Here is a 24,677-nt window from a genome sequence, read left to right as displayed (position 1 = left end):
CGCCAGCCGGTCCAGCTTCCGGCCGGCAGGAGTGCCTGTCGCAGTCGCGAGGTTCCGCCAGTGAAGGGCCACGGCAAGGATGATCAGCGGGACATGGATGGCCGGGAGGTTTTTGGCCAGCCAGGTTGGAAGGTAGATGTCAGTGACGGATCCTGTGGCGTCTCCTAGATGTATTACCCACGGAGGTTGGTGACACGGCTGGCGGGTGGTTGACCCTTCAGTGAGGTGTGGCCCCGGGTGTGATTGTAGTGGTGCAGCCAGGCCGGAAAAGCGGCAACACGCTCGGCCTCTGATGCGTAGGGCTTCGCGTAGGCCCATTCATCAAGCATGGTGCGGTTGAACCGCTCGACTTTCCCGTTGGTCTGGGGCCGGTAGGGGCGTGTGCGTTTGTGCTTGATGCCAACACCGAGAGCTTCGGCAAAGGCGTGGGAGCGGTAGCAGGAGCCGTTGTCGGTCAGGACCCGGATCACCGTGATCCCGGCGGCGTTGAACGCTGCGTTTGCCCGTTCCCAGAAGCCGGCGGCGGTCTCCTTCTTCTCGTCGGCGAGGATCTCGGTGTAGGCAAAGCGGGAGTGGTCATCGACCGCGTTATGCAGGTAGGCGTAGCCGGGCCTGCGGTTGGCAGTGGTGCCGGTCTTGTTCCGGTTCCCCGCGGCCCGGCCGGTCACGCGGTGTCCGCCGCCGTCAGGGATCCGGCCGAGTTTCTTGATGTCCACGTGGACCAGGTCCCCGGGGTTCTGGTGCTCGTAGCGGCGGATCACCCTGCTGGTGGCCCGATCCAGCCATGACAGCCGGGCAAGCCGGAACCGGGAGAGGACCCGGTGCACGGTGGAGGGGTGGATGCCAAGCAGGTAACCGATCCTCGCCGGCCCCCAGCGGCGGTTGACCCGCAGCGCGATGATCCGTCGTTCCCGCCGGACAGGAGTGCGGCGCGGAGACCGGGACGGACGGCTGGAGAGGTCCTCCATCCCCTCTTCGCCCAGCTCCCGGTAGCGGCTGGCCCAGCGCGCCGCGGTCGGGACGGAGACCTGAAAACGCTCTGCGGCCCGGCGTAACGACCAACCCTCCTCGACAATGCACTTTGCCAGCTCAATCCGTCCCCTGCGGGCCAGGAAAGCATTAGGGTGGGACATTGAAGACCTCCGTTTGTGGAATTGGACTCTAGACAAGCCCCACTCCACTCGGAGGTCTTCTTCATGTCACCGCACCACGCCGATCGTCACTAACCTCTGTGGTTAATACACCTAGATTGCGTGCCACCGCGGTCAACGGGCAGTGAAAAACCGTTGGCGGCGAAGACCAGTGTTTCCAGGGCCACGACGGCCGCTGCGAGTCCCGCCCTCCGATCCGAGCGTCTCCGGAGGCCGGCGTACAGGACGTAGAGCATGCAGGCCTCGATTGTGAACCACGCCAGGGTGTGAAACACCTTTACTGCCTTGAGCAGCATGCTCCGTTCCTCCATACCTTTCATGACCGGACCCGGCCTCAGTAATACGAGTCCCACATCAGCGCCATAGGAAGTGTGTGCACGACGGCGAAGAGGAGTGCGGCGCTTAGATACATCCACGGCCGGTATCGGGGGATGAAACGCATTGTTGACTGCAAAGCGATACCGACGAACAAGATGATTGAGGTCCACGCCAATGCCGTGAAGCCGATGAGGCTGGTACTCCAGGTACTCGTTGGTGCCCAGACGACTGCCGCCCAGGCTGCGGTGTATGCGCCCAGGCCCACCAGGGAGACAGCAAACACGGGCCGGGAGGTAGGCGCCCGCAAGGAAAGGGGCATCAGCAATGGGGCACCCAGGACCGCGACCCGCAAAACAGTCTCGCTCAGTTCCAGCCAGACCGGGATTACCGGAGCCACGCTGGTGGGGGCAAGGGGAGGCGGGAGATGGCCGGTGAGGGCAAGGTCCAGCACTAGGATCGGTACGATTAGCCAGAACCTGTTCCGCACCATCGCCGGCCAGTTCCAGCGCGGAGGCGCCTTTTCTCGGAATGGGCCTGTTTGTCGGACCAGCGGCGAACTCATCAGCGGTTTCCGCTGGGCAGTGGGGCCACGTTGTACTCGATCGAGTCGAGGATGAAACGCAGATAGGAGTAGTCTCCGGCGGGGGCGTGCCAGATCCCTTCGCCGCGTTCCATGATCCGGTGCGGGCCGTACTGTCGATAGTTACTGAGCGGGGTTGACCACGGCATCTTCGTGAACGACTTTCCGTCCACGGTCCTGGCCCCGCGCCCGTCCGCGGCGAAATCCACTAGTTCCCCGTGGTCATTGAACGATAAAGCCGCAGTAATGCTATGGCTTCGGTTGGTGAAGGTTGCGCTGACGGTGAGTGGATTGATTTCGCGCCACTGGATGCCGGGATCCGCCAGCGCCCCTGGTGCGAACACGCAAAGGTCATTGAACAACGTCACCGTCTCTGCCTCGTCCATTTCCGGGCCTTTAGCATCGACTACCGTCACCGCTGATGCGAGTTTCACCCGCATCGTTGCGGATGGTCCGATGAACCGATGGAACGCCTGGAACGGGATTCCGGCCCGAGAGGCGTCCATGAGGAACAGGCGTGATGGCCGGTCGTAAAAGTTGCTTTGCCGACCGGTAAAAGGCATCCAGGGCGCGGACGGACCGCTGCGGATCTGTCCGTGATAGCGGGCTGAGAAGTTCTGCACTTTCGGCAGGCCCACAGCGCCGCTGAGACGAACATAGCGTTGCACAACGTCAGGGATCCCGGCCAGGTCTGCCTCGGTAAGTGCCGGCGGCCGGACGTAACGGGCGCGGCCGTGCCTGACGTCCTGGTCGTATTGGGCGTGGAAGCTGTGGGGCCCGTCGGAGAGATAACCAAAAACGACGCCGACGAACAGGATCAGGTTGGCGATTGTCCCGTAGGCGGCGTCGGCCCAGGACGTAATGATCACCACCTGGGAGAGGACGATGCCCACCACAGCCGGCACCCACCATCTCTTGGGCTGCACGAAAATGCTCACCGAACCGGCCAGGAGAAGTGCCGCCGCAACTAACCACAGAACACCCAGCGGTAAGGATATCTGCTGCGACAGTTCCGGAACGGCGGCGAACCCCAGGCCCTTGGCGGCTCCCAGCAGATGGATAAGCCCGTGGGCGCCGAGGACGGCCGCAAAGGCGACTTTTACGGCAACGTTCTTATGCGGCCTGGTCCGATGATGAGCACGCGGGGGTTGTGGCACGGGCTGACTCCTAGCGTTCATTGTGCGCGGCGGCTACGGAATGTACCGAGACAAGGTGTTCGCCGGTGCGGTCAGCGGCGAAAGTAGACACGAAGCAAGCAGGGCGATCAAGACACCGAGAGGTTGCAACCAGTGCGTCAGGCTGATGCTTTGAGCCTACTCCCCCCTGTCCATAGCCGGCAGGAGGATTACCGGGGCAGGCCACTAGGCACAGCTGCCGTTTCCCGCCCGAGGTGTGTACGACAACGGACGCATGCGGGGCTAAGGGCCGTATGCTGTGAAGACCGGACTCAGACACCTCAAGGGCCCGCCAGCTCCCTGCCTAGCACGCACGGGTTGCCCCGTACGGGCTGCAACTCACTCCCTTTCGGGTTGCCGCTTCCACTCAAGGGTCGGCCGCTGCCGGCAAAGGCCCAGCAAACCTCCCGCCTTCGTCTTCGCCGTCAGCGACAACTCGTGCATCATCTGGTCCGCATTCCTGCCCCTGCCAATGCTCTCGGAGGGCCGGCTTCACACCGAACCAAGGATGCAGGGCGGCCGCAGTTCCCCCAGGGAAGAAGCTCATCATGACCAACCAAGCCATCCCGCGCAGCATTACCAGGGTCTGGGCCGATCGCCGTATCGGTACGGCCGCCGTGCTGGCCACGACTGGCGGGTGGGGGGGCTCCTCGCGGGGTGGTGGATTCCCCGCGGCCCCCTGACCACTGCCGAAGCCCTCAGCACCATGGGCATAGGCCTGGCAGTGGGCGTCGTCGCAGGGTTCGTCCTTCGATCGCGTTGGGCCATGCTTGCAGCTCCGACAGTGGCCGCGGCGGTCTATGAACTTGCCCGGCTTGGAACCGACGGGCCCACCGTTGACGGAATTCATACAAGCCCCTACGGCATCTTCGCGCTGGTTGTGGGACGAGTCTTCCACACGCTCATCGGCCTGACTCCGATGGTTCTCGGCGCAGCGATGGGAGCCGGAACGGCACGAAGGCTCTCAGCACCAGAACGTGCAAGCGCCGGACTATACATTCGCCGCGGCGTCGCCGGGCTCACGGCGGTGGCGCTCATTGCGCTGGCCGCGTTGATTGCCCGCCCGCCCACTACCGCGCCCTTGCTCGCCGCCGACGCCAGGCCGGTTGTCGGCAGTATCAATGAATTGACCACGGTGGAAGCCGGAGGGAAGAACCTGGGCCTGATGCTGCGTGGGATGAGTACCGAAAAGCCCGTCTTGCTGTTCCTTGCAGGTGGACCGGGCGGCTCCGAACGCGGCGCCATGCGCAACCACCTCCCGGAATTGGAAGAGTCCTTTGTCGTCGCCATTGTGGACCAACGGGGCACCGGCACCTCCTACCCGGAACTCGACCCCGCCACCTCGCTCACCCTGGCCGGTTCCGTCGCGGACACCATTGCCGTCACCAACTACCTGCGTGACCGCTTCCACCAGGACCGGATCTATCTGATGGGCCAGTCAGGCGGGACCATCCCGGGAATCCTCGCCATCCAGGAAGCCCCAATGCTCTACCATGCCTTCATCGGCACCGGGCAGATGGTCAGTCCCTTGGAAACAGACCGAATTTTTTACCAGGACACGCTCGCCTGGGCTGGCAGGACCGGCGACACCGCGCTGGTCCAGAAGCTGAATCAGATCGGCCAGCCACCCTACGAGAACATGCTCGACTACGAAACCGCGCTGTCCCACGAACCGCAGGTATACCCGTACGACCGCTCTGCCAACTCAGAGGGAGTAGGCGGGTTCTCGGAGAACTTCCTCGTCCCCGAGTACACCCTCACAGACCAGGTCCACCTGCTCGGCGCGTTCATGGACACCTTTGCCGTGATGTACCCGCAGTTCCAGGACATCGACTTCCGGGTGACCGCGACCAGACTTGAAGTGCCCGTATATTTTGCACAGGGGGCCCACGAAGCGCCCGGCCGCTCCGGACCATTTCAGCAATGGTTTGCGATGCTTGACGCACCAAGCAAGGACGTCACGGTGCTGGCCACCTCGGGGCACCGGCCGCTCTTTGAACAACCCGCCGAATTCGTCGAATACATGACCAACACCGTGCTGCCACAAACTCCACGCTCCTGAGGGAAGCAGGCTGCGTCTGCTTACTCCCCGGAGGTGACTCAGCACTGGGCTCTGGGCTGCGGTCACGAACTTTTATTGGGACGTGCTGTTTACGGCTCGTCCTGGATGTCCTGCCCGGTGGTGTTGCGCCGGGAAATGAGAACTGGACCGTTGGCGTGGTGCAGGACCGCATGGGCCGTCGAACCGATAGTGCCTTTGATGAGCCCGTAGCCCTTGGTCCCCACGACGGTGAGGCGTGCACCTTCGGACGCAGTCAGGACGGCCCGAGCGACGGAGGTATCGGTGAACAGCCGGCTTTCGACGGTAATTCCCGGCGCCAGCTCACGGGCAGTACCGACCGCTGAGTCCAGAAGCGACTGCGCTGAAGGGTGAACGTCGACCGGGTCCCGAAGCAATCTGTAGCCAGCGGGGACGTGCTGGACGTGAACAATCACCAGCGTCGCTCCCGTCGCGGCGGCCACGGTGCAGGCATCCTCGAGTGCAGCCGTAGCACCTGAATGGTCGATAGCGACGACGACCGGCCCGTCAGGGTTTTCGTCGGATCTGATCACGGCAACTGGACATGCAGCGGTGGCTGCCATGTCCAGACTTACGGACCCGACCAACAGGCCGAGAAAACCGCCGATGCCGCGGCTTCCAACGACCAACAGTTCCTCGCCGACGGAAACTTTGGGCAGTTGTTCCCTGGGCCAACCGATCAGAAGGCTCGTTCTGACTTCCACCCCCGGCGCGGCCTGCTCTGCATGTGCCACACCCTCTTCGACTGTGACTTCAGCGGACCGGGCCAGTCCACTGCCCTCGACGCCGGGAACCGGGCCGAGGTCGTCAGTCAGCTCAGGCCACACCGAGCAATGCACCAGATGCAAGGGACGGCTGCGCAGGGCCGCCTGAACCGCCGCCCACCGGACCGCCTGTGCTGCCTGGGCCGATCCGTCATAGCCGACCACGACGCTCTTGGACTCCTGCACGGTATCTCCCTTGTCCGGTCTTCACACTCGGTGACTGAACCGCTGGCGTGTCCTCAAAGAGTACTGTGCGTCACTCAGAGCAGAGCTGCCAACCGCACGCCGCGCCCGAAACGGTTAAACTACCCGGCCTTCGCAGCCAGGAAGCCTGACGGCTCCTCCACTCAGGCCCTTCTCGGTATCCATCGTTTTCGAGAACCAGTCCATTGCCTATGCACGAGGGGATAGGACCAGTGGCTTGTGGCCGCCTCGCGAATCCAAATGCCTACAGCTGGGTGCCATCCCCGATGCTGGCGCCGGGCGAGGTGCCAGGCCGGAGAGCAGGAGCACTCGTAGGCTAATCAATGATGGTGCCGCTGTCGTGGCGGCGGTTTCGTGGTCCAGGTACGGGGTCCGGTTCGCTATTGAGCTGGTTAAGGCGCATGCTGCAATAGAGCCGCCCTAATGGTGACGCTGAAACGTCTCCGTTTGGTGGTGGTCTCGAGCAGCACCAGGCCACCTGAACGCCGGTCCGGGCTCCTTTGGAGCCGTCAAGCAGTCGGCGGTTCCGCTGGGCAGGCCGCCATGATGCTGCGTCCTCGAGAAGCCATGGCAATGAATGCAGCTCTAGTTACCGCCGTCAGCGCCACCCCGCACGCCACCAACGTCCCTCGCTGGATCTGCAGAAATGCTTCGCGGCCGCCGTTCCGGCGGTTGTAGCTCCCGGAACATCGATGAATAGTGGTCGGTCGGCTGGGCAGGTTCAAGTGGCACACCCCCGGGGTTTCACGCCGCCGGAGAAATCTAGAGCCGAGGTTAACGGGGGCTGAGGCCCCTCGCCATGCTGCACCGTACGCGTCGGGGGGAAGGAATAGCAGCAGAGATAGCCTTGCGCTTTACGTAAGGCATGAGCTGTAGCTTAGGCGGGCACGCCACACGTAGTTCTGCGGGGAGGCGCAGCTCGGCCTACTCTGGGGATGTGTGTACAGCACCGCTTAGCTGTGTCCACCACGTCAGCGGTGGTGTTACCTGAAAGCGTCTGCCGGTAATTGTGTCCGGGGTTATTCGGACGAAGTGGTCTTTTTGACCGGCCTGCCAGGGGAACAGGTGCAGGGACGCGGAATCAAGAATGTCCTCTGTCCGGGTCAGGGCGGCGGCTTTGCCTTTGACCACAACGCTCCAGGCCACACCGGAAGCGGCGTCGACACCGTCGGCCTCCAAAGCCACCGGGGTTTCACCCAGGGCGCCGCTAAGTTTAGATCCTTCGCCTGTCCGAAAGACGACGCTGCCGTGGTCCACAATGTAGTTCAGCGGGAAGATGTCGGGGTGGTCATCAATCCACACGGCTAGCCGGCCAACGGATACCTGCCGCAAGAGCTCCCAGCACTGCTGGGATTGAAGGTTCTCTACCGGCGAAGGCACCCCGGAAGCAGTGGGCTGGTTGGTCATGGACCTGAGCCTACGCGGGCAGAGTCACCCGCACCAGTGGGCTGCATCAGGTGCGCACTTGCAGGTACAGGCAGGGAACTACTCGAATGAGGCGCGGCGCTGATCATTGGTCCGGGTGTTCCATACGTCTGGTGCGTTGACTTTGAACCGCCGGCCAGTCAGGGCTTGCGGGGACAGCCGGACGTAGTGGGGTTTTGTTCCGGGCTCCCACGGTTCCAGGCCGAGGGTGTCAACGGCGGCTTGTTCGTCCGGGTCCTGAATCAGAGAGGTGGTACCCCTTACGATGACGCTCCACGCTTCCTGGGTTGCGAGTTCGTAACCGTCAATTTCAAAGGCAGCAGGCCCCTGTTTCGTGGATTCCCACAGCTTTGTCCCTGGGGCAGTCCGGAACACGAGGCTCCGGCGTTCGAGCACGAAATTCACCGGAAAAATTTCGGGGTGCCCGTTCACGACAAGGGCCAGCCGTCCAACAACGGACGAAGCCAACAGCTCCCAGCATTGATCGAAGGTGAGCTTGCTGTCATTGGGTAAACCGTTCATAAAGTACCTCGGGGTTCTGTGCACGACTTGGGCTGAATCAGGTGTTGCTCTTGGTTGTGAACGTCGAGTACTGGACAAATAAGCGTGTGCGACGCAAGTGGAACTTACCGAGCCGAGAAGCAGACGCCTCTGACCTGACACCTCACCTCGTTTCACCGACGTCTTCGTGCTCGGAAGAAATTGAGGCAAGGGGTGGCCACCACTCTGATGGCGAGCTGATAACAAATCGGCGGCCACTGACTTCTACCGGAGTCACCCGGACGAGGTTGTCTTTGACGCCCGGCTGCCACGGTGACAAGCCTGCCTCGACAGCTTCCTGAAGCTCTTCGCGTTCGGATACGACCTCAGCCTGTCCCTTGATCACAACACTCCAAGCGATCGTGCCGTAACGGTTCAGCCCGTCCGCTTCCAACACGATCACAGGTGATGCCAGCAGCGCATCCAGCTTGGTTCCCGGGCCCGTCCGGAAGATGATGGTCCCGTAGTTGGGCACGTAATTCACGGGAAAGATGTCCGGCCTGTCCCCGCTCAGCACAGCGACCCGGCAGACAGACACCGAGCGAAGGTACTTCCAGCAATCATGCACGCTGAGATTGTCAGTTATTGGTCCTGGCTCTGCAGTATCCATGGGCTGAGCCTACACACAGGACCATCTCTACAGTAGGGCCGTCCTACCGGGGTCACAGCGGCGGAAAGGGCGAAAAGCCCGTTCCAGGAACTTATACCGAAACTGGGACGACTCAGCCCGACCAACGACAGCGCTACTTCGCAGCGCTGCAGGCCGGGCACCCTATGACCGGGACCTCAGCGACCGTATCGGAGAACTCGCCTCCCGTAGTGACGACTTCCGCACGCTCTGGACACGACGTACGGCTCCACCCTCTCCGGATCAAAAACAAGTTCATCACCCGGTCGTTGGGGACCTGGACCTGACCTTCAGTTCCCCGCAGCGTTTGGAATTGGTTCAGGCACCGGCGTCGAGAAGTAAATCTGGTGGCCCACAACTACCCATTAGCAGGTGTGCTTAAATACTTCAGGCCGGCCCCGGCGCAAATGCGTCCTGGGGTCTAGTGTTGGGTGGGTCGGCATCCGCCGCGCAATTACCCTCAGGGAGGGTGCATGAACTCCAGGCAGTCCAGCTCCGAACAATTTATGCGTTACTTGAAGAGTCTCGGGGGTTCAGAAGCTGATGTCAGCGGATCCACTTACGTGCTCACTCCTGACGACACCGTGGAAAGCGTGGTCTCACGCCTGCGTATAGAACAGCAGGCAGACGGCGGTGATACCAAGGACCCATCGATTCTCCATGCCTCGGCGCAGGTAATGATCAGCAGGAGGGACGAGGGCGACCCGGGCCGCCATGCCGGGGCTTCCCAAGCAGGTGCTTACCAGTTGGACATCCGTCACAGCCCCGGTAGCACCACCCGGGAAAGCATCCCATCGAAGGACATAGAGGACGCCAAGGTTTGGGCGCGGGAACGGATCGAAGCCCAAGGTGCTCAATTTGGGGCCATCTTCTTTCCGGCAGGCGGGGGCGACGCCCCAGGGACAGGAGCCTTGGCTACGAGTTTCGACCGCTCCGTGGGCTGGTATCGGTAGCCGGGCCCTGCGTCCCTTGGGGTAGCGCCGATGTCGGCTAGGACCGCGCATGCCCCGAACCACTCTTTGCCGAATGGCACTAAAATGCATTTCCTTCGTATTTGGGGGAGGAAATGTCCACGTGTGCAGTGTTTGGCGGGCGCTGCGGGGCGCCTCCTGACGCCACCCCCAACAGGAGTAGGTCTGCCTGGAGCCTCAAAAGGCATCTGTTCAAAGCCGTTGGGTCCGCTCAGGGGGTGTTTCGTCAACTGCCACGGCGAAAATATCCAGGTGAAATGAGCTCAACTCATACATGCCGTGCAGGTACGCTTTGAACCGCCATAGGCAAAGTACTGCGGCCTTAGCTGCCATGGATTGTGGGAACAAAAAAGCTGACCGGCTTGTGCCGGTCAGCTTTTCGACAACCGCTTAGAGCGGCTGAATGTTCTCCGCCTGCGGACCCTTAGGGCCCTGGGTGACGTCGAACTGAACCTTCTGGTTCTCGTCGAGGGAGCGGTAACCACTGGATGCGATTGCCGAAAAGTGTGCGAACACGTCAGCGCTTCCGTCGTCGGGGGCGATGAAACCAAAGCCCTTCTCGGCGTTGAACCACTTGACTGTACCTGTTGCCATGCTTGTTTCCTTCAAGGGTCGCGGGCCGGATCCGCTTTTCAGATTGCCGTCCCCGCCACTCACCCCATGAGCCTATGTGGCAGCAGTGGGGCGGGCAAGAGGATGGTCAAAGGCGGGACTCCCGGAGGGCGGCCACACGAGGTTGCGGCAGCCTGACCTCGAGTGCGGTTTTGGAAAGAACCTAGGGGTGTTCCGCTTACTGCTTTTCTTCCAAAACTTGAGGATTAGGCGGCAGGAAAGCTGACAGCGACGGTGGTTCCGCCTCCCGGGGTTTCGGAAAGCATGAGGTCACCGCCGTGGGCTTTGGCAATGGTGCTGCATGTAGCCAGACCCAGGCCGGTGCCGGGACCGTCGCCGTCACGATGGAGCCGAACCAGTGGCTCCAGGACTTTCGACCGGTCTTCCGGTGCGATGCCCTTGCCATTGTCTGCGACTAAGACAGTGGAACCGTGGTAGTTGGAGACTCCACTGATACGAATCTGAAGGCCCCGGTGGTCGCTGCGGTAGTTCATCGCATTGGACAGCAGGTTCTGCAACAGCGCGCGCAACTGCACCCGGTCGGCGTAAACGGTTAGCTCCTGCACCTCAACGATGTTTTGGTCGGCGATGCCAAGATCCCACATTGCTTCATCGGCCGCCGCCTGGAGCGAAACGTTTTCCGGCTGGACGCGGCCACCGACACGGGAATAGGTCAGGACGTCTTCGAGCATCGCGAGCATTCGGCGCCCGGACGCGCCAATCATGTCCAGATCTTCGGCGGCGCCTGGGACAGCATTTATCTTGGGGTCGTCCTGCAGCAATTCCAGATAGCCGAGCATCGTGGTCAACGGACTGCGCAGGTCATGACTGACCCGGCCGGCGAAACCAGCGAGCCGGGCGTTGCTCTCTTCCAGCTCGACGTATGCCCTGTCGAGCTGGGCGGTCCGGTGCTGCAGCTCCAACAGCTCCACGACCTGCCTTGCCAGGACCTCCAGCATGTCCACCTGCGCAGGGTTCAGCTCTTGGGCAGTTTCGGAAAAGACACACAGTGTGCCAGGCACGAACCCGGACTCGGTTTCCAGGGGAACCGAGGCGTAGAAACGCACCCTGCCGATCTCACCGGTCACAAAGGGACTGTCCGCAAAACGGGGATCCCGGGAAGCGTCCGGGACGACCGTCTTTTCCCGGGACAGGAAGACTTTGGCGCACATGGAATCCTCGCGGGAGCATACTCCGGGGTTCACTCCCCACGCCCCGATCTGATGCTGGTGCCCGGCGCTGATGATGTTAACGACGCCAAACGGGGCACCGCACAGCTGCGTGGCCAACCGGACCAGATTCTGGAGTGCATTCATCACGGCCGCGTTGGGCAGCAGTGGGGTGTCCAGGGACGGGTCGAGGCCGTACTCCAGCAGTTCGAGGTCACGGCTGATGTCATTGCTGAAAGTTAACCGTCCTGCTGCACTTGTCATTGAACCCCCAGATCGTTAAGACTTCCTCGGGATCATACCGGTCCCCGGAGAGCTGGCCTCGAAGATGACACTGCAGTTGGAATACAACCAACCTGAACGAGATCAGGAAGCAGAGCACTAGGCCGAGCCCGCTTGAACTTTACAGAAGGCCGGTTATCGGCGAACGAAAATAGGCAGGGGAGTGCCTGCAAAGAACTCTTTCCTGCCATCGCTGCAGGCATGCCTGCTCTAGGTGCGGGCCGGTTTCGCCGCGACGCCAGGCTTGCCATGGAGCTGGACGAGATCGTTGAAGACGATGAAGACGCAGTACTGCACCCCACCGTCTCTGCCGGACAGGTCCCCGGGGATGGCTCGACGCCCGCGCTGCGACCTCAGCCGAACTGAGCGGCACCTGCCGCGCCGTCACCGACTCCAGCTCCATCGCAGTCCTGTAACCGCACTTCATTGGAACAGCCCTCAGTCTCGGCTTGGCAGACCTGGACGCCGCTGCCCTAAAGGACGCCCGGCCGCGCCAACTGACCCAGGCAATCGCCGCCTGGATCTACGAAGCGACAGACCTCGACGGAGTTACATTCGCTCCCGCCACGGCGATGACCTACAGCTCTGGGCAATCTTCGAACGGCCAGGTAACCCACCCGTCAGCCCAGCTCCGGGAAACAGGTCCGAGGAAATCCATCACGACAGCGACGCCATCCGCGACACCTTTCGGATGCTCGGGCTGACCTGGAGGAGCGACTCAGGATCCCCCTGCGTCTGTCGCCTATCTTGACGAAATCTCCTTATCGGCCAGTTGAAAACGAGCTGGGAGCGGCTTTCTCATTGTGTTCTGATGCAGACGTGCCCTGCTGGCCGCGAGCGTCGGCAGGGCACTTGGTGCAGTGTCAACTAGCTAGATGCCCTCATCGCCCTCGCCGCCGCCGTAAGAAGCATTTGTCGCAGCCTGGCAGATCAGCTAATCAATTTGAGTTCTTGGACATCTGCAGCTGAACGGTCCAGTCCATTTTCTCCCAAAATATTTGCCAGGCTTCCGTCGGAACGAAGCGTCTCGAGATCTTCCTTTATCGCTTTGGCTAACGCCGCGTTCCCCTTCGGAACGGGGAAGCAAACTTGGGCAGGATTTACGCTGGACGCTACCCGGTCATCGGGTTCAGGGACCTCGACCGTCCACTTATCACCGTGTTGGGCGTTGGAGTATTTGGCCGAACCATAGGAGTCCACGGCCACATCGATACGCGCGGCCTTGAGATCGCTGATCATTGCCGTTGCATTGGGGTAAATTTTTAGGCCAGCGCCGTAGATGGCCTTGAACTCGGCGTTCCAATGATAGCCGTCTACTGTTCCGACGGTTTTTCCTTCGAGCTCCGAGAAGGTCTTCGCGCCGGTGGAGGAGAGGATTCCGATCTGGTCGCCGTAGGCGGGGCCCGCCAGCGACATGGCATTGGCGCGTTCTGCCGTGCAATACCAGTTGCCGGCCGCGACATCCACTCGTCCGTTTTGTGCTGCTGAGATAACCGACGCCGTGTCGAGCGGCTGGGCAGCAAGGGTCAGGCATTCCATGGCTGCGATCTTTTCCAAGATCTTGCCTTCTGCTCCTGCAAGTTTCGTACCGTCCACCTGTGTGAAAGGCGGCAGGGTAGCTGCGGATACTGAGAGTACGCCCTTGGTGACGGTCGATAGATCTGGATGAGCGGGCGTGCAGTCGGCTTTCGCTGATGAGTTGCTGGAGTCCAGGGAACATCCAGCTAGGGCGGTTGCGGCAAGAAGCGTGGCCCCTGCAATGGCGGTGATTTTACGCATGTGTGTATCTCCTTGGGTTAGCAGTGTATGTGGGTTATTGCAGTTGAAGATGACGGGACATTTTCCGTTCCAACCGGTCTGTCAGAAGGCTTGCCGGGATCGTGATCACGGCATAGAGAAGGCCGGCGATCACGAAAACGTTGAAGTAGTGGAAATTGACATTCGCGATGGCCCTTGCTTGAGCCAGAAGTTCTGGGACGGCTATCGTGAACGCCAGGGACGTAGCCTGGAACATGATGATGCAGAAGCCCAGCAGGGGCGGGACGGCGATTCGAAGGCCTTGAGGAATCACAATGTCACGCATGACATGGAAATTTTTGAGACCAAGGGCATGACCAGCTTCAATCTCCGCCTCGGGAACAGCTTGGAGGCCACCTCGGATGATTTCGCTGGTGTAAGCGGCAGTTGTGAGCGCCAGAGCGATTCCTGCTGAGAGGAATCCTGTCAAAGTGACGGGGATCCCGTAGTAAACGAGCTGCAGCATTACCAGCGCGGGCGTTCCACGGCCGATCTCGACCAAAAGGATAGAGATGATGCGGACTGCCTTGGCTGGGCTGAAACTAGCGACCGCCAGCAGGAGTCCGGCGGGAAGCCCTATGGCAAAGGTCAAAAGTGCCAGACGGATACTCATGCTGAGGCCATCAATGAGTTCGAGACGGTGTGTCATGAAGTCACTCCAGATCTCATTCATCGGGCAACCTTTCTACGAAGCCGGTTATCAAGGCGGCGCGCGGCCCATGCTGAAGGGATCGTAAGGGCGATGTAGTAAGCGCCCGCGATAAAGAACGGCAGTGCCGAGCTCGTCGAGCCGGCTGCGGTGTTTGCGTAATAGGTGATTTCGAAGACGCCGATGGTGGACGCCAATGATGAGTCCTTGATGAGGCCAACTGCATATGCAGCAGAGGCTGGTACCGCAACCCGGATCATTTGCGGGCCAATGACTCTTGTTGCTGTGTCCATCCGGGGCATTCCCAATGCGTCACCAGCTTCCCACTGGGATTGACTGACAGCTTTTAGCGATCCACGGTAAATTTCAGCCATATGAGCGGCTGATACCAACCCGATTGCCGCAATGGCGGAAGCACCGGAAGTGAAGACCGAGCCGAGGCGCGGGTCAAACTGAGTCGGGCCGTTGTAAATGAGAAAAAGCCAGACAACCAAGGGGACACCCCGAACCAGCTCAATGAATGCTCTGCCTATCCAGCGGACGGGACCTATCTGGGAAGCCCGCAAAACAACCAAAGGAAGACCCAATACGGCGCCTAGGGCAAAGCCAATGACCGTGAGTTGGGCCGTGGCAAACACTCCCTGGGCCACGAATGACCAGACGTTCCCCGTCATCGACGGTCCAATACTGCCCGGAGAAAGTCCCGCGTTCGCTGCTGCTGAGGAGCAGCGAAGATGTCCTGGGGATCGCCTTCCTCTGTGATGCCTCCGTCACTCATCACCACCAAATGATCGCTTACGTCCCGTGCGAACTGCATCTCGTGGGTCACGATAGCCATCGTCATACCCTCGTCTGCCAACTCCCGCATAACCTTCAGGACCTCAAGGCCAAGCTCCGGGTCGAGGGCCGATGTTGGCTCATCGAAGAGCATGACCTTCGGGTCGAGTGCCAGGGCTCGGGCAATCGCGATGCGCTGCTGCTGGCCTCCAGAGCAACGGCCTGGATACTGTAAGGCTTTATCAGCAAGCCCCACACGTTTGAGCAACGTGTGTGCTCGTTCCTCTGCCTCTTCTTTACTTCGCCCAAGCACCCGCTGTTGCGGGAGCGCTATGTTGCGAAGGGCCGTCATGTGAGGAAAAAGGTTGAATGACTGGAAAACCATGCCGACACGGGAGCGCAGCGCCGCTAGCTCCCTGGCGCTGATCTTGTGGTCAGTCCGAACCGTCACGCCGTCAACCGTGATCGTTCCTGCCGTTGGTCGCTCAAGCAAGTTGATGCACCTGAGGAGCGTGCTCTTGCCTGCACCGCTGGGGCCGATCAAGGCAAGCACCTGACCCTCATCAACAGTAAGGGACACCTGCTTCAGGACGACGTGGTCGCCAAATCGTTTCTCAACACTCTCGAGTTTGATTGCGGGACCGGTGGCCGCCGCGGACGAGTCTCTCATGGTTACGGGTACCTGCTTGGTCACTGATGTCTACTCTCTGAACCTTGGCCCTGGTAAGTTCTTTCGCCTTCACCTTGCCCAGTGCCGGTAGTGGTATTGATGAGCAAAACCGTAGGCTCACAAAGCTCACGGGTCCCGCGACTGGAATAACTGCGAAAGCCGCTTTGCTTCGGGACCTACCGAATGGGATTGCTCACATTGCTAGTAGCAGAAGACTGTAGGCCGCGACGCGGGCCCGTAGAATTGGAAATTTCCTTGCTCTCTCAAGGTTCATCCGGAATAGTTCCAGTGTCCGTGCATAGTCCGTAATCTGCCGTACGGCGTCAGCTCTGGAGAGTCTCCCGTTGAGTCGCGGATCAGCGCACAGATGTGTGAAAGGTGAGGTTCTCCTGGACCACCGTTTTTAGTCGGTACTACCCGCGGCTGGTTAACGGTTAGTCGTTCGAGTGGCCGTGTTCGACGGCAGTCGATGCGTCCGATCTTCCGCGTCCCCTAGACGACGACGTCGTAAGAGGTGAAACACCATCCGTGGAGCGGCCCGAGTCAGTGGTGAAACGACCCGTCCGCTGGCTGGCCGGTTATCAGGAAACGCACCTGGCCCCGGCGGCTCCGAGAGCGTTGAAGTCCGGGTTCCCGCGAAGTCCTTTGGGCATTACGACGGCGGTTGGCAGTTTGAGCCGGGTACATTCCGGATGATCGTGGGCCGGAATTCCGTGGATGAGTTCCAGGCTCGGGACATCGAACTGCGCCAGCAACCCTCCCCCACATCACCACCATGCCTAAGTCCAGCCGTCTTGGTGTGTTCTTCTCCTGTTTGTGGCTCCCGGAAAAGGAACGCTTAGCGGGCCTTTCCGGGAGCCGCCGCCCGATCAGGGGACAGCTGTTGCAGCTCCTTCGGGGAGGGCTTATTTCCGTGCCGGCACGGCGGGCCGCATGCACCCCCGGGAGAATTGCTACAAAGCACGATGACCAGTACTCTCGCACACTTCCCAGTCCGTCCCGGGGAGCCTGTCGTAGGCGAGAAAATAGGGTTCTTCGCGGGACGGACTATTGGCGCCCAATCCGGGCGTACACCTGGGGTTTAGTCCGCTTAAACGCACTGGCAAGCAGGATCCCTCCTAGGAATACGACGCCGAGGAAGACCATAAGTGCCGTAGATAGTGCTTGTGACCCACCGGTCAATGCGTTGAAGTTCGTGATGGCGAGGTACGCGCAAATCCCGAGTCCCACCGCCGCCACGCTGGGAGCAATTACCCGCGGGAAGACGGAGAACTGGTCGCGGCCATGTCGATGCAGGTAGACGAGGATGGCACCATCACAGATTAAGAGGATCACAATCAGCACGAGGCTGGTCATGCCTAACATCGCCGCGTAAAACGCCACCGGATCTACGTTCGCCAAGACCGCCGCAATATTGACCACCAAACAGGCGAGGCTGGCCGCAAGCGAAGCCCGGTAGGGAGAACCCTGCTTAGCGTGAACCATGCTCAGTTGCTTGGGCAGGATGCCATCGGCGCCGAGATTGAAGAGATAGCGGGAGACGATGTTGTGCCCCGCGAGAATCACGGCGAACGTGCTCGTGAAGACGAGTACCGAGGAGATATCGGACAGTAGCTTCCCGCCGAAGGTCAGGAAGGTCGCGTGCATTGTTCCAGTGGGGTCACCTGCGGCCTGCACAACAGCGTCATTGATTCCGGCCGCGTTCACAAATGCCCAAGACGTGACCGCATACATGAGCGTCGCAACAATAACCACCATGTAGGTCGCAACCGGTACCGTCCGAGATGGGTTCCGAACCTCGGAACGGAACAGCGCTGTGATCTCGAACCCGCCGAACATACCGATAGCGAACAGCATCGCCATTGCGACGGAGCCGTTGACCCAGTTGGCGGGAATCAGAGGATCTGCAGAGATGACCCCAGTAGCGCCACCCTGCATAAACACCGCAATGTTATAGATGACGATGACGAGTATCTCAAGCCCGAGGAACACGGTGAGGAGGGTCGCCGAAAGTGAGAACTTCAGGAGACCGAGTATGGCCACGAGGAACCATAGGATGACCCCCCAAAGATACCAGGGCAGTTCGGGGAGTCCGAGGGTGTCGTGGAACAACTGATTCGATACGACACCTCCGAAGGCGAACGTCCCGGCATAAGCTGCAAAGTAGCCGATAAGGGTCAGCAGCCCGGAGCCTAGGCCAAGCTTCTTTCCCAACCCGGCAGTGATGTACGCGTAGAAGGCCCCGGGCGTCGGCAGTATCTTTGTCATGCGGGTAAATCCCAATGCGAACAAGCCGATTGTCACACCGGCGATAATAAACGCGCCGGCGGCCCCGATCCCGTTTCCGTATCCCACAACGATTGGGATTGCCGCAAACACGATCACGAGCGGAGCATTCCAGGCCATCACGGTGAAGAACAGGTGAAATAAACCAAGATTGCCCTTGAGGTCCGCCTGAACGTTCGCAGCCTCTTTCGTAATTGTGGCCATGAGGTCGTCCTATCTGGTGGATGTCAGTTGGTCCATGTGGGTCGGCAAGCTGGCTCCAACAAGGCCTTCTTGATCCACACCCTGCCAAGTTATGCACTTTGTGGCGATGGTCACATAGGCGCTTTTACTATGTACTGCCCCAGCGCCCGTGAACTCCACAAGCTATTGGGACAGCGGGACAGCACTGTCCTCAACGCCGGACTGGGGCGTGACGCCGCGCTGCGCCCCCGGGTGAGGCTCAGCATCATGTCCGTGACACATAAAGGGGGGCTATTGCTCAACCATGCTTCTCCGTCGTAGGGGCGGGCGACAGGCTGCGTGAGAGCTCCCTCATCAGGGGCCGCTGCCCATACCTGCGCCTGGCCAGTGCCAATTCTCCCTATCGGCGCCCGGCTATCTCCTGGGGAAACGTTTGCTGTCGGAGAGGGGCTGCGATCGAGTGGATGCACGTTCGATGAGCCGCGTAGCGAACTCGTAGCGCTTGAGTTCTGGTCTTTCACCAGCGAGTGATTGCAGGAGTAGTTCGACAGATGCCCTGCCCATTTCGGCATAGGGTTGCCTCACGGTGCTCAGTTGGGGACTGACGAGCAAGGCGGCTCGCTCGTCGTCGAAGCCGGCGACTGCGACGTCTTCGGGAACACGGAGTCCTCGGGCCGCCAGTTCGCGCATGGCTGGCGCGGCAAGCCCGTCAAAGGCGCAGAAAAGTGCATCAATGCTCTGGTTGGTGTCGAGCAGGTGGCCGAGTTCGGGACAACCGCTGGCGGTCTCGTCGTAGACGGTTTCAACGATGAGTTTTTTATCAATCGGGATGCCCGCCTCGGCCTGAACATCACGGTAGGCCTGCTCGCGCTCCCGGATAAAGAGTTCCCCATCAGGTGTCGAGCGGGTTTTTCCCGCTGGCGTACGAAGGAATGCGATGCGGGATCTTCCCAGCGAAAGGAGGTGCCGGGTAATGTCTGCGGCGCCCGAGTAGTTGGCAGCCGATATCGACGGGAAATGAATGTCATGGCTGGAGTCGTCGATTGCGATGCCGGGAATACCAATGCGATCACAGGCTTCTCGAACAGCTTTCTGGTCCGGAGCGCTAATAACGATGACCCCCTCGGTTGGAACGTTGGAGAGCCCTTCGATGACTGCAGCAAGCCCGCCGTCGACTCCCGCTACAGGGTGGACCAGCACCTGGTAGCCAGCTGCCGACGCCGTTTCGAAAGCGCTGCGGACAACAGGTTCCCACCAGCCCCAGGCGTTGTCGGGAACAATCACGCTGATCACATGGAACCCACCCCGTCGAAGCGCGCGCGCTGCCGCAGAGGGGCGATAGCCAAGCTGGCGGGCGACTGTCCGGATGCGGTCCCGCGTGGCGGGGCTCACGTCTTTGTGGTCACCCATTGCCCGGGACACCGTTGCGATGCCTACACCGGCCTCCCGGGACACATCAGCCAAGGTCACTTTTTGCGCCATCGTCGTTTCTCCAGGGATTGAGGTCTTGACCAAACCAAACGGGGTGGTCTAACTTTATCGGAAACGTCACCGGAAACGTTACCGGTCGCCTCCATCAACTTTCAGTACTCAACGACGAGGAATCCCATGTCGATAACCACAGCGGCCACGCTCAGCAGCCCCCGGGCAAAGGTCGGGCCCCTTTTCATCGCGGTATACGCGCTTGCCATGTTCGGCATTTGGATGGCCATCAACCTGCCAGCATCCGTAACTCTGGCTCTGCGGATCTCTGAAATTGACCCCGAGGGGAAGACAACGAGCTATTCGATTGCTGCGGGCGTGGGCACCCTCACCGCCGTGCTAGCGAACCCATTCTTCGGGCGGCTGAGCGACCGGACACGCAGCCGGTTCGGGCGTCGCCGCCCATGGATCGTCGTCGGGCTTATTGGAACCAGCCTCGGCGCCGCCGTAATCGCCTTCTCCAACACTTTCCCGATGCTCCTGATCGGCTGGGTGCTCATGCAAGCGTTCGTCAACGCGGCGATCGCGGCCACGCTCGCCATCGTGGCCGACCGTGTCCCGGACTCCCAGCAAGGCCTAGTCGGTTCACTTTCCGGTGCTGCCGCATCCGCGTCCATGGTCATCGGCGTGATCTTCATTCAGGCGTTCCCGACCAGCATCCTGGCGCAGATCGGCCTTCCCGTTGCCATGGCCCTCGTCTTCGCCGGCGCTTTGCTTACCGTATTCAAGGACGACGCCCCGGCCGCGGAGCCACTCCCTCCCTTCGGTGCTAAAGAATTCTTCGGATCGTTCTTCATAAGCCCCCGGCAGGAACCCGATTTTTCCTGGCTCCTCCTGGCCTTGTTCCTCCTATCGTGCGGGTTCGGCGTGGTCTCGACCTACACCGTGTATCTCCTACAGGACCAGATCGGCACGCCGGAACCCGAGCTGGCCAATGCCATCACGATGGCTTATGTCATCCCCGGTGTGGTTGCCTTTGTGATCGGTCCAATTGCCGGCTGGGTCGGCGACCGACTCGGTCGCCGGAAGCCACTCCTCATGATGAGTGCCATATCGGGTGTCGCGGGAATGGTCGTCATCGCAACGTCCACGACGATCGGTCAATTTTTGGTCGGCGTAACCCTTGTTACCGGCGTCTCGGCGGGCATCATGATGGGCACATACATTGCATTCGGCATCGCCACAATGCGGGACAAACTCGCGTCGGCACGCAACCTTGGCGTGGTCAACATCGCGCTCACCCTGCCGTTCTCGGTAGTGCCGTTTGTCGCTCCGGCGCTGCTCAGCATCGGAGGCGGGACCGCGAACTACGTAGCGCTTGTCCTCTTCGGCGCCGCGCTCACTCTTCTCGGAGCAATCCCGCTCCTCGGAATCCGTTCCACGCGCTGACGCCCCGCGCTTCCGCCCTCTCCGGGCGTTCAGTTCTACGGCGACAACCGAATTACCCACCTCCATCGAAGGAACCTAGTGAACGACTATCTTGACTCCTCACTGCCCATTGAGCGCCGTGTTGATGACCTCCTGCGCCGCATGACTGTCGCCGAAAAGGCTGCCCTCATGTTCCACCCGTCCACAGAGCCAGGCGGGGGCGCCCTCACTCATACGCAGGCGATGTCCGCTGCTGAACGCAACGTCGTCGAGCGTGGCATCACACACTTCAATGTCCTCGGTGGTGAGGACAGCGCCGCTGTCGCGCAATGGCACAATACTCTGCAGGAACTTGCGGAAAGCACGCGACTGGGCATCCCCGTCACGCTTTCTTCAGACCCACGGCATGGGTTCCGAAGCAATCCGTTCACGGGACAGGCCCTTGACAGCCTGTCCCGCTGGCCGGAGACGACCGGCATTGCCGCGATCAGCGGAGTGGACGCCGCCAGGGAGTACGGTGACGTCATCCGCCAGGAGTTCCTGGCGATGGGCATTCGCGTCTATCTCGGCCCCATGGCTGATATTTTTAGTGAGCCGCGTTGGTCCCGCGGTTTTGGAACCTTCGGCGAGGACCCACAAAGGGTTGCGGAGCTCACGGTGGCGTTCATCGAGGGGCTTCGCGGCAGTACCGATCTCGGCCCCGAGGCCGTAGCGGCCGTCGTCAAACACTTCCCGGGCGGCGGACCGCAGATGAACGGCGATGATGCGCACGACCCGCGATACCCCGAACAGGTCTACCCGGGCGGGATGCAGGCGCTCCATATCCGCCCGTTCGAGCGGGCGTTCGCGGCCGGAGCTACACAGGTGATGACCTACTACGGCAAGCCTGTCGGCACTGACTGGGAGGAAGTTGGTTTCGCATTCAACGCTCCCGTCGTCCGCGATATCCTCCGGCGTCATCTGGCTTTCAATGGCATTGTGGTGACGGACTGGAACCTGCTGGAAAGCGAGCAATTCGGTGATTTGACGTTCGGTCCGAACGGGTGGGGCCTTGAGCACCTCACCCCGGTAGAACGGGCCCGCATTGCCATCGACGTCGGCGTCGACCAGTTCGGCGGCGACCGCAACCCCGCACTTATCGAGGACCTCGTCAACAGCGGCGCAGTCCCCGAGTCACGCATCGACAAGTCCGCACGCCGCCTGCTGCGCGAGAAGTTCCGTCTCAGCTTGTTCGAGAACCGGCGGGTGGAGGTCGACCAAGCACGGAAGCTATGCGGTTCGCCGAGCTACTCCGAAAAGGGCATGGCAGCGCAGCAGGCGTCCCTCGTCCTTCTCTCTGACGGCGCGGCACCAATCCTCGACAACGCCCGACTGTTCGTCGAAGGCATGGAGGACGTTGACGGGTTCGAAACCGTGACTGACCCGGCAGCTGCCGACGCCATCCTGGTTCGCCTGGAAGCACCATTCGAAAAGGGGCGGGGGTCTGTCATCGGCGAGTACTTCCACGGGGGCACTCTCGCGTTTCCTCCAGAAACCCTCGACCGCTTGGCCGCATATGCGGCACAAGCCCCGCTTTATATCTCGGTGTTCCTCGAGCGTCCCGCGATCGTGGGCCCGTTAGTTGACCTCGGGGCAACCGTTATAGCCGAATTTGGGGCGAGTGATCGAGTCGTGCTCGATGCATTCTGTGAGCGTACGCCGATTAGCGGACAACTGCCTTTTGACATCCCCTCGTCCATGGAAGCTGTCGAGGCTTCGCGTGAGGACGTCCCATTCGACACGGCGTCTCCCCGATTCCGAGCGGGATTCGGCCTCAAGCGCAGTAGGCGCACGGCTGATTCGCTTACACACGTCAAGCTCTAATTGAGTTAGGAGAAGGAAGGTCCGGTACCAATGGGGAGCAGCAGGCGGCACAAGTTGGGCCGAATCGAGTACCCAAACCCGGCGCCTGTAACCGTACCTCGCTGGGACGCTTGGTACAGCTGTAACAGGGCCGGCTGTGGGACGAGCTCAGCACAAGCACCTCGCATAGAGGACTGCTAACCCGCCCGCCAAAGAGCCGTTCCTTCCCGCCCCGTGTTGTGCCCACAGGCGGCAAGGAACGGCTGACATCTGAGAGGTTAGTTCAAAGACGAGTGGAACTCCGCTGTAAGCCATAAGGCATGACAGGCTGGATCAAGGGAGCTATCAGTTCTCCCTTGGGTTTCACGCCCAGCTGGTCCACACGTCGCGGTTGTCCTGCATCCAGTCCTTGACGGCATCTTGGGGAGAAAGCCCGCCATCTATCACCTTCGCCTGCAGTTCCTGCAGCTGATCGTTGTTCAGATCGTAGTTCTGAAGAATCCTCCAGAGCGCTGGGTGGTCCTTCTCGATCACGGAAGAAGCCCCACTGATAGATGACAGTTTCAGGCCACTGGCACGCGTACGTCGTGCCCCAGCATTCTTTGGTGTGTTCGGGGAACTCAACGCGGGTGAGGTCGTACTTCTGCGTCATGTAGTTCGGGCGCCACATCAAACCGAGCCACGGTTTGCCCTGTTCATACGCGCGTGTCAGGTCTGCGTACAAAGCAGCTTCTGAACCGGCAAACACCATCTCGTAATTGAGGTCAAGGTTCTCGATGCGCTGTGGATCACCGTATGCAAACGCCCAGGACTCCGCACCCGACATGTACTGTCCTGTGTTGCCCGTCTTCGCCGTCGCAAACGTGGACACACATTCATTCAGTGCTTCCCAGTTCGGCAACCCAGGACATGCGGGGGCGATGCCTCGCTTTTCGTCTCCCTTGAGGACGTAGGTCGGGACGTACCATCCTTCCTCTCCGGGATAATCCGTGGTGCCGACTTCTACGACGCCCCCTTCCCGAATGACGTACTTGTCCCACAGTTCGGGTGTCTGCCACCTCCAGTACGCCATTCCGACAATCGGCTGACCTTTGGAGGCTGCTGCCATCGTTTCGGTCACGGCACCCTGGAGTACTTCAGCCTTACCCCCCAGTTCGTTGACCACCGCGACCATCAGGTTTGCCTGGATATCCTGTTCGATATTTCCCAATGTCGTGAACTGAACCTCGCCTTCCTCCTTCAGCGCAGATGCTACTGCCGAATCCACTGCTTCCGAGCCAGGGCCGGATGCTTCCGGTGGGGTACATCCGCTGATGAGCCCAATAGTGCACAGCCCGGCGGCGACCGCCATCGGCCATCGCTTATTTGCCAGAAAAGAAATCTTGGTCATGTTGCCTCCTAGGCACTCGATGTGGAAGGCGTTCTTGCGCCCTTTTACGACAGCAAAAATTGATTGGCATCACAGTTGTGAAATTTTGGGTGATTCGCCGTCTGTTTGCCGGAGCCATGAAAGTGATGGGCACCGCCGAGGAGGGCTCGCTCGGGTGAGCCATACTTCGTCGATGAGCCGCCTTGGCGGTCCAGGTGAGGCGTCAGCTTGTTAAGCAGTATCTGACAAATGTTCAACTCAACGCTTTGTCGGAATTCGGCAGCCAATGCGGCTACGCGTGTATTGGGGCCTTCTGAGCACTGCCGTGTCGTATTGCAGGGCATGGGCCCTAAGA

The 24,677-nt window shown here is 60.7% G+C and carries 22 protein-coding genes and 2 pseudogenes; 6 read left to right on the top strand and 18 right to left on the bottom strand.

What is annotated here, in order from left to right:
- Positions 1 to 173: 173 nt before the first annotated feature.
- From QFZ70_RS01485 to QFZ70_RS01470, 4 genes are all read right to left on the bottom strand, one after another.
- Entirely contained in the window at positions 174 to 1,133 is a 960-nt protein-coding gene (locus QFZ70_RS01485; RefSeq protein WP_307093758.1) for an IS481 family transposase, read from the bottom strand.
- Between the two features lie 89 nt (positions 1,134 to 1,222).
- On the bottom strand, positions 1,223 to 1,447 hold the full coding sequence (locus tag QFZ70_RS01480) for a hypothetical protein (RefSeq protein WP_307093757.1): 225 nt from the start codon (positions 1,445 to 1,447) through the stop codon (positions 1,223 to 1,225).
- Between the two features lie 38 nt (positions 1,448 to 1,485).
- A complete protein-coding gene (locus tag QFZ70_RS01475; RefSeq protein ID WP_307093756.1) occupies positions 1,486 to 1,920 on the bottom strand; it encodes a hypothetical protein in 435 nt (144 codons plus the stop codon).
- A 110-nt stretch (positions 1,921 to 2,030) separates the two neighbouring features.
- Positions 2,031 to 3,206, bottom strand: coding sequence for a DUF6544 family protein (locus QFZ70_RS01470; RefSeq protein ID WP_307093755.1), 1,176 nt, complete (start codon positions 3,204 to 3,206; stop codon positions 2,031 to 2,033).
- Between the two features lie 655 nt (positions 3,207 to 3,861).
- On the opposite strand from QFZ70_RS01470, the gene QFZ70_RS01465 reads away from it, so the two are divergent.
- Entirely contained in the window at positions 3,862 to 5,286 is a 1,425-nt protein-coding gene (locus QFZ70_RS01465; RefSeq protein WP_307093754.1) for an alpha/beta fold hydrolase, read from the top strand.
- 89 nt (positions 5,287 to 5,375) lie between these two features.
- Here QFZ70_RS01465 and QFZ70_RS01460 read toward each other — a convergent pair whose 3' ends face one another.
- The 4 genes from QFZ70_RS01460 to QFZ70_RS01445 form a co-directional block, all read right to left on the bottom strand.
- Positions 5,376 to 6,254, bottom strand: a complete 879-nt coding sequence (locus QFZ70_RS01460; RefSeq protein WP_307093753.1) for a universal stress protein — start codon at positions 6,252 to 6,254, stop codon at positions 5,376 to 5,378.
- Between the two features lie 942 nt (positions 6,255 to 7,196).
- Positions 7,197 to 7,679 carry a pyridoxamine 5'-phosphate oxidase family protein gene (locus QFZ70_RS01455; protein ID WP_307093752.1) on the bottom strand — a complete coding sequence of 161 codons (483 nt, stop codon included), beginning with the start codon at positions 7,677 to 7,679 and terminating at the stop codon, positions 7,197 to 7,199.
- A 78-nt stretch (positions 7,680 to 7,757) separates the two neighbouring features.
- On the bottom strand, positions 7,758 to 8,219 hold the full coding sequence (locus QFZ70_RS01450) for a pyridoxamine 5'-phosphate oxidase family protein (protein WP_307093751.1): 462 nt from the start codon (positions 8,217 to 8,219) through the stop codon (positions 7,758 to 7,760).
- A gap of 142 nt (positions 8,220 to 8,361) precedes the next feature.
- Positions 8,362 to 8,847 carry a pyridoxamine 5'-phosphate oxidase family protein gene (locus QFZ70_RS01445; RefSeq protein ID WP_307093750.1) on the bottom strand — a complete coding sequence of 162 codons (486 nt, stop codon included), beginning with the start codon at positions 8,845 to 8,847 and terminating at the stop codon, positions 8,362 to 8,364.
- Between the two features lie 91 nt (positions 8,848 to 8,938).
- On the opposite strand from QFZ70_RS01445, the pseudogene QFZ70_RS18910 reads away from it, so the two are divergent.
- Positions 8,939 to 9,247: pseudogene (locus QFZ70_RS18910) on the top strand (hypothetical protein); the annotation flags it as partial.
- Positions 9,248 to 9,338: 91 nt separating this feature from the next.
- Positions 9,339 to 9,818, top strand: coding sequence for a hypothetical protein (locus QFZ70_RS01440; protein WP_307093749.1), 480 nt, complete (start codon positions 9,339 to 9,341; stop codon positions 9,816 to 9,818).
- A gap of 408 nt (positions 9,819 to 10,226) precedes the next feature.
- On the opposite strand, the gene QFZ70_RS01435 is transcribed toward QFZ70_RS01440, so the two are convergent.
- Both QFZ70_RS01435 and QFZ70_RS01430 read right to left on the bottom strand, forming a co-directional pair.
- On the bottom strand, positions 10,227 to 10,430 hold the full coding sequence (locus QFZ70_RS01435) for a cold-shock protein (RefSeq protein ID WP_104046164.1): 204 nt from the start codon (positions 10,428 to 10,430) through the stop codon (positions 10,227 to 10,229).
- 224 nt (positions 10,431 to 10,654) lie between these two features.
- Positions 10,655 to 11,881, bottom strand: coding sequence for a GAF domain-containing sensor histidine kinase (locus QFZ70_RS01430; RefSeq protein ID WP_307093748.1), 1,227 nt, complete (start codon positions 11,879 to 11,881; stop codon positions 10,655 to 10,657).
- Positions 11,882 to 12,100: 219 nt separating this feature from the next.
- Here QFZ70_RS01430 and QFZ70_RS01425 point away from each other — a divergent pair, with 219 nt between their 5' ends.
- Positions 12,101 to 12,265, top strand: a complete 165-nt coding sequence (locus tag QFZ70_RS01425; protein ID WP_307093747.1) for a hypothetical protein — start codon at positions 12,101 to 12,103, stop codon at positions 12,263 to 12,265.
- Between the two features lie 564 nt (positions 12,266 to 12,829).
- Here QFZ70_RS01425 and QFZ70_RS01420 read toward each other — a convergent pair.
- The 6 genes from QFZ70_RS01420 to QFZ70_RS01395 form a co-directional block, all read right to left on the bottom strand.
- Positions 12,830 to 13,678 (bottom strand): ABC transporter substrate-binding protein, encoded by an 849-nt coding sequence (locus QFZ70_RS01420; RefSeq protein WP_307093746.1) that lies wholly within the window; start codon positions 13,676 to 13,678, stop codon positions 12,830 to 12,832.
- A gap of 34 nt (positions 13,679 to 13,712) precedes the next feature.
- Positions 13,713 to 14,369, bottom strand: a complete 657-nt coding sequence (locus QFZ70_RS01415; protein ID WP_307093745.1) for an amino acid ABC transporter permease — start codon at positions 14,367 to 14,369, stop codon at positions 13,713 to 13,715.
- The gene (locus QFZ70_RS01410) at positions 14,366 to 15,019 is read right to left on the bottom strand and encodes an amino acid ABC transporter permease (protein WP_307093744.1); all 654 of its coding nucleotides are present in this window, start codon (positions 15,017 to 15,019) and stop codon (positions 14,366 to 14,368) included. Before QFZ70_RS01410 ends, QFZ70_RS01415 begins: the two co-directional genes overlap by 4 nt.
- Complete coding sequence (locus tag QFZ70_RS01405) at positions 15,016 to 15,792, bottom strand: amino acid ABC transporter ATP-binding protein (protein ID WP_307097765.1); 777 nt, start codon at positions 15,790 to 15,792, stop codon at positions 15,016 to 15,018. The genes QFZ70_RS01410 and QFZ70_RS01405 overlap by 4 nt, the downstream gene beginning before the upstream one ends.
- A gap of 1,047 nt (positions 15,793 to 16,839) precedes the next feature.
- Positions 16,840 to 18,282: an APC family permease gene (locus QFZ70_RS01400; RefSeq protein WP_307093743.1), complete on the bottom strand. Its 1,443-nt coding sequence runs from the start codon at positions 18,280 to 18,282 to the stop codon at positions 16,840 to 16,842.
- 393 nt (positions 18,283 to 18,675) lie between these two features.
- Positions 18,676 to 19,743: a LacI family DNA-binding transcriptional regulator gene (locus QFZ70_RS01395; protein WP_307093742.1), complete on the bottom strand. Its 1,068-nt coding sequence runs from the start codon at positions 19,741 to 19,743 to the stop codon at positions 18,676 to 18,678.
- A 126-nt stretch (positions 19,744 to 19,869) separates the two neighbouring features.
- Here QFZ70_RS01395 and QFZ70_RS01390 point away from each other — a divergent pair, with 126 nt between their 5' ends.
- Together QFZ70_RS01390 and QFZ70_RS01385 are read left to right on the top strand one after the other, a co-directional pair.
- The gene (locus tag QFZ70_RS01390) at positions 19,870 to 21,132 is read left to right on the top strand and encodes an MFS transporter (RefSeq protein WP_307093741.1); all 1,263 of its coding nucleotides are present in this window, start codon (positions 19,870 to 19,872) and stop codon (positions 21,130 to 21,132) included.
- A gap of 78 nt (positions 21,133 to 21,210) precedes the next feature.
- Complete coding sequence (locus tag QFZ70_RS01385; RefSeq protein WP_307093740.1) at positions 21,211 to 22,974, top strand: glycoside hydrolase family 3 protein; 1,764 nt, start codon at positions 21,211 to 21,213, stop codon at positions 22,972 to 22,974.
- A gap of 342 nt (positions 22,975 to 23,316) precedes the next feature.
- On the opposite strand, the gene QFZ70_RS18905 is transcribed toward QFZ70_RS01385, so the two are convergent.
- Positions 23,317 to 23,487 (bottom strand): glycine betaine ABC transporter substrate-binding protein, encoded by a 171-nt coding sequence (locus QFZ70_RS18905; RefSeq protein ID WP_373461661.1) that lies wholly within the window; start codon positions 23,485 to 23,487, stop codon positions 23,317 to 23,319.
- Between the two features lie 82 nt (positions 23,488 to 23,569).
- Positions 23,570 to 24,304, bottom strand: a pseudogene (locus tag QFZ70_RS01380) (glycine betaine ABC transporter substrate-binding protein); the annotation flags it as partial.
- Positions 24,305 to 24,677: the final 373 nt, after the last annotated feature.

Source organism: Arthrobacter sp. V1I9 (assembly GCF_030817075.1).
GTDB lineage: Bacteria > Actinomycetota > Actinomycetes > Actinomycetales > Micrococcaceae > Arthrobacter.
Note: the sequence above shows the minus strand (reverse complement) of the source record. Positions and strands in the feature narration are given on the sequence as shown.

What these genes read in the sequence shown, in the direction of transcription:
- QFZ70_RS01485 (WP_307093758.1), bottom strand. Translation starts at nt 1,133, where the DNA reads ATGTCCCACCCTAATGCTTTCCTGGCCCGCAGGGGACGGATTGAGCTG.
- QFZ70_RS01480 (WP_307093757.1), bottom strand. Translation starts at nt 1,447, where the DNA reads ATGCTGCTCAAGGCAGTAAAGGTGTTTCACACCCTGGCGTGGTTCACA.
- QFZ70_RS01455 (WP_307093752.1), bottom strand. Translation starts at nt 7,679, where the DNA reads ATGACCAACCAGCCCACTGCTTCCGGGGTGCCTTCGCCGGTAGAGAAC.
- QFZ70_RS01450 (WP_307093751.1), bottom strand. Translation starts at nt 8,219, where the DNA reads ATGAACGGTTTACCCAATGACAGCAAGCTCACCTTCGATCAATGCTGG.
- QFZ70_RS01445 (WP_307093750.1), bottom strand. Translation starts at nt 8,847, where the DNA reads ATGGATACTGCAGAGCCAGGACCAATAACTGACAATCTCAGCGTGCAT.
- QFZ70_RS01440 (WP_307093749.1), top strand. Translation starts at nt 9,339, where the DNA reads ATGAACTCCAGGCAGTCCAGCTCCGAACAATTTATGCGTTACTTGAAG.
- QFZ70_RS01435 (WP_104046164.1), bottom strand. Translation starts at nt 10,430, where the DNA reads ATGGCAACAGGTACAGTCAAGTGGTTCAACGCCGAGAAGGGCTTTGGT.
- QFZ70_RS01430 (WP_307093748.1), bottom strand. Translation starts at nt 11,881, where the DNA reads ATGACAAGTGCAGCAGGACGGTTAACTTTCAGCAATGACATCAGCCGT.
- QFZ70_RS01425 (WP_307093747.1), top strand. Translation starts at nt 12,101, where the DNA reads ATGCCTGCTCTAGGTGCGGGCCGGTTTCGCCGCGACGCCAGGCTTGCC.
- QFZ70_RS01420 (WP_307093746.1), bottom strand. Translation starts at nt 13,678, where the DNA reads ATGCGTAAAATCACCGCCATTGCAGGGGCCACGCTTCTTGCCGCAACC.
- QFZ70_RS01415 (WP_307093745.1), bottom strand. Translation starts at nt 14,369, where the DNA reads ATGAATGAGATCTGGAGTGACTTCATGACACACCGTCTCGAACTCATT.
- QFZ70_RS01410 (WP_307093744.1), bottom strand. Translation starts at nt 15,019, where the DNA reads ATGACGGGGAACGTCTGGTCATTCGTGGCCCAGGGAGTGTTTGCCACG.
- QFZ70_RS01405 (WP_307097765.1), bottom strand. Translation starts at nt 15,792, where the DNA reads ATGAGAGACTCGTCCGCGGCGGCCACCGGTCCCGCAATCAAACTCGAG.
- QFZ70_RS01400 (WP_307093743.1), bottom strand. Translation starts at nt 18,282, where the DNA reads ATGGCCACAATTACGAAAGAGGCTGCGAACGTTCAGGCGGACCTCAAG.
- QFZ70_RS01395 (WP_307093742.1), bottom strand. Translation starts at nt 19,743, where the DNA reads ATGGCGCAAAAAGTGACCTTGGCTGATGTGTCCCGGGAGGCCGGTGTA.
- QFZ70_RS01390 (WP_307093741.1), top strand. Translation starts at nt 19,870, where the DNA reads ATGTCGATAACCACAGCGGCCACGCTCAGCAGCCCCCGGGCAAAGGTC.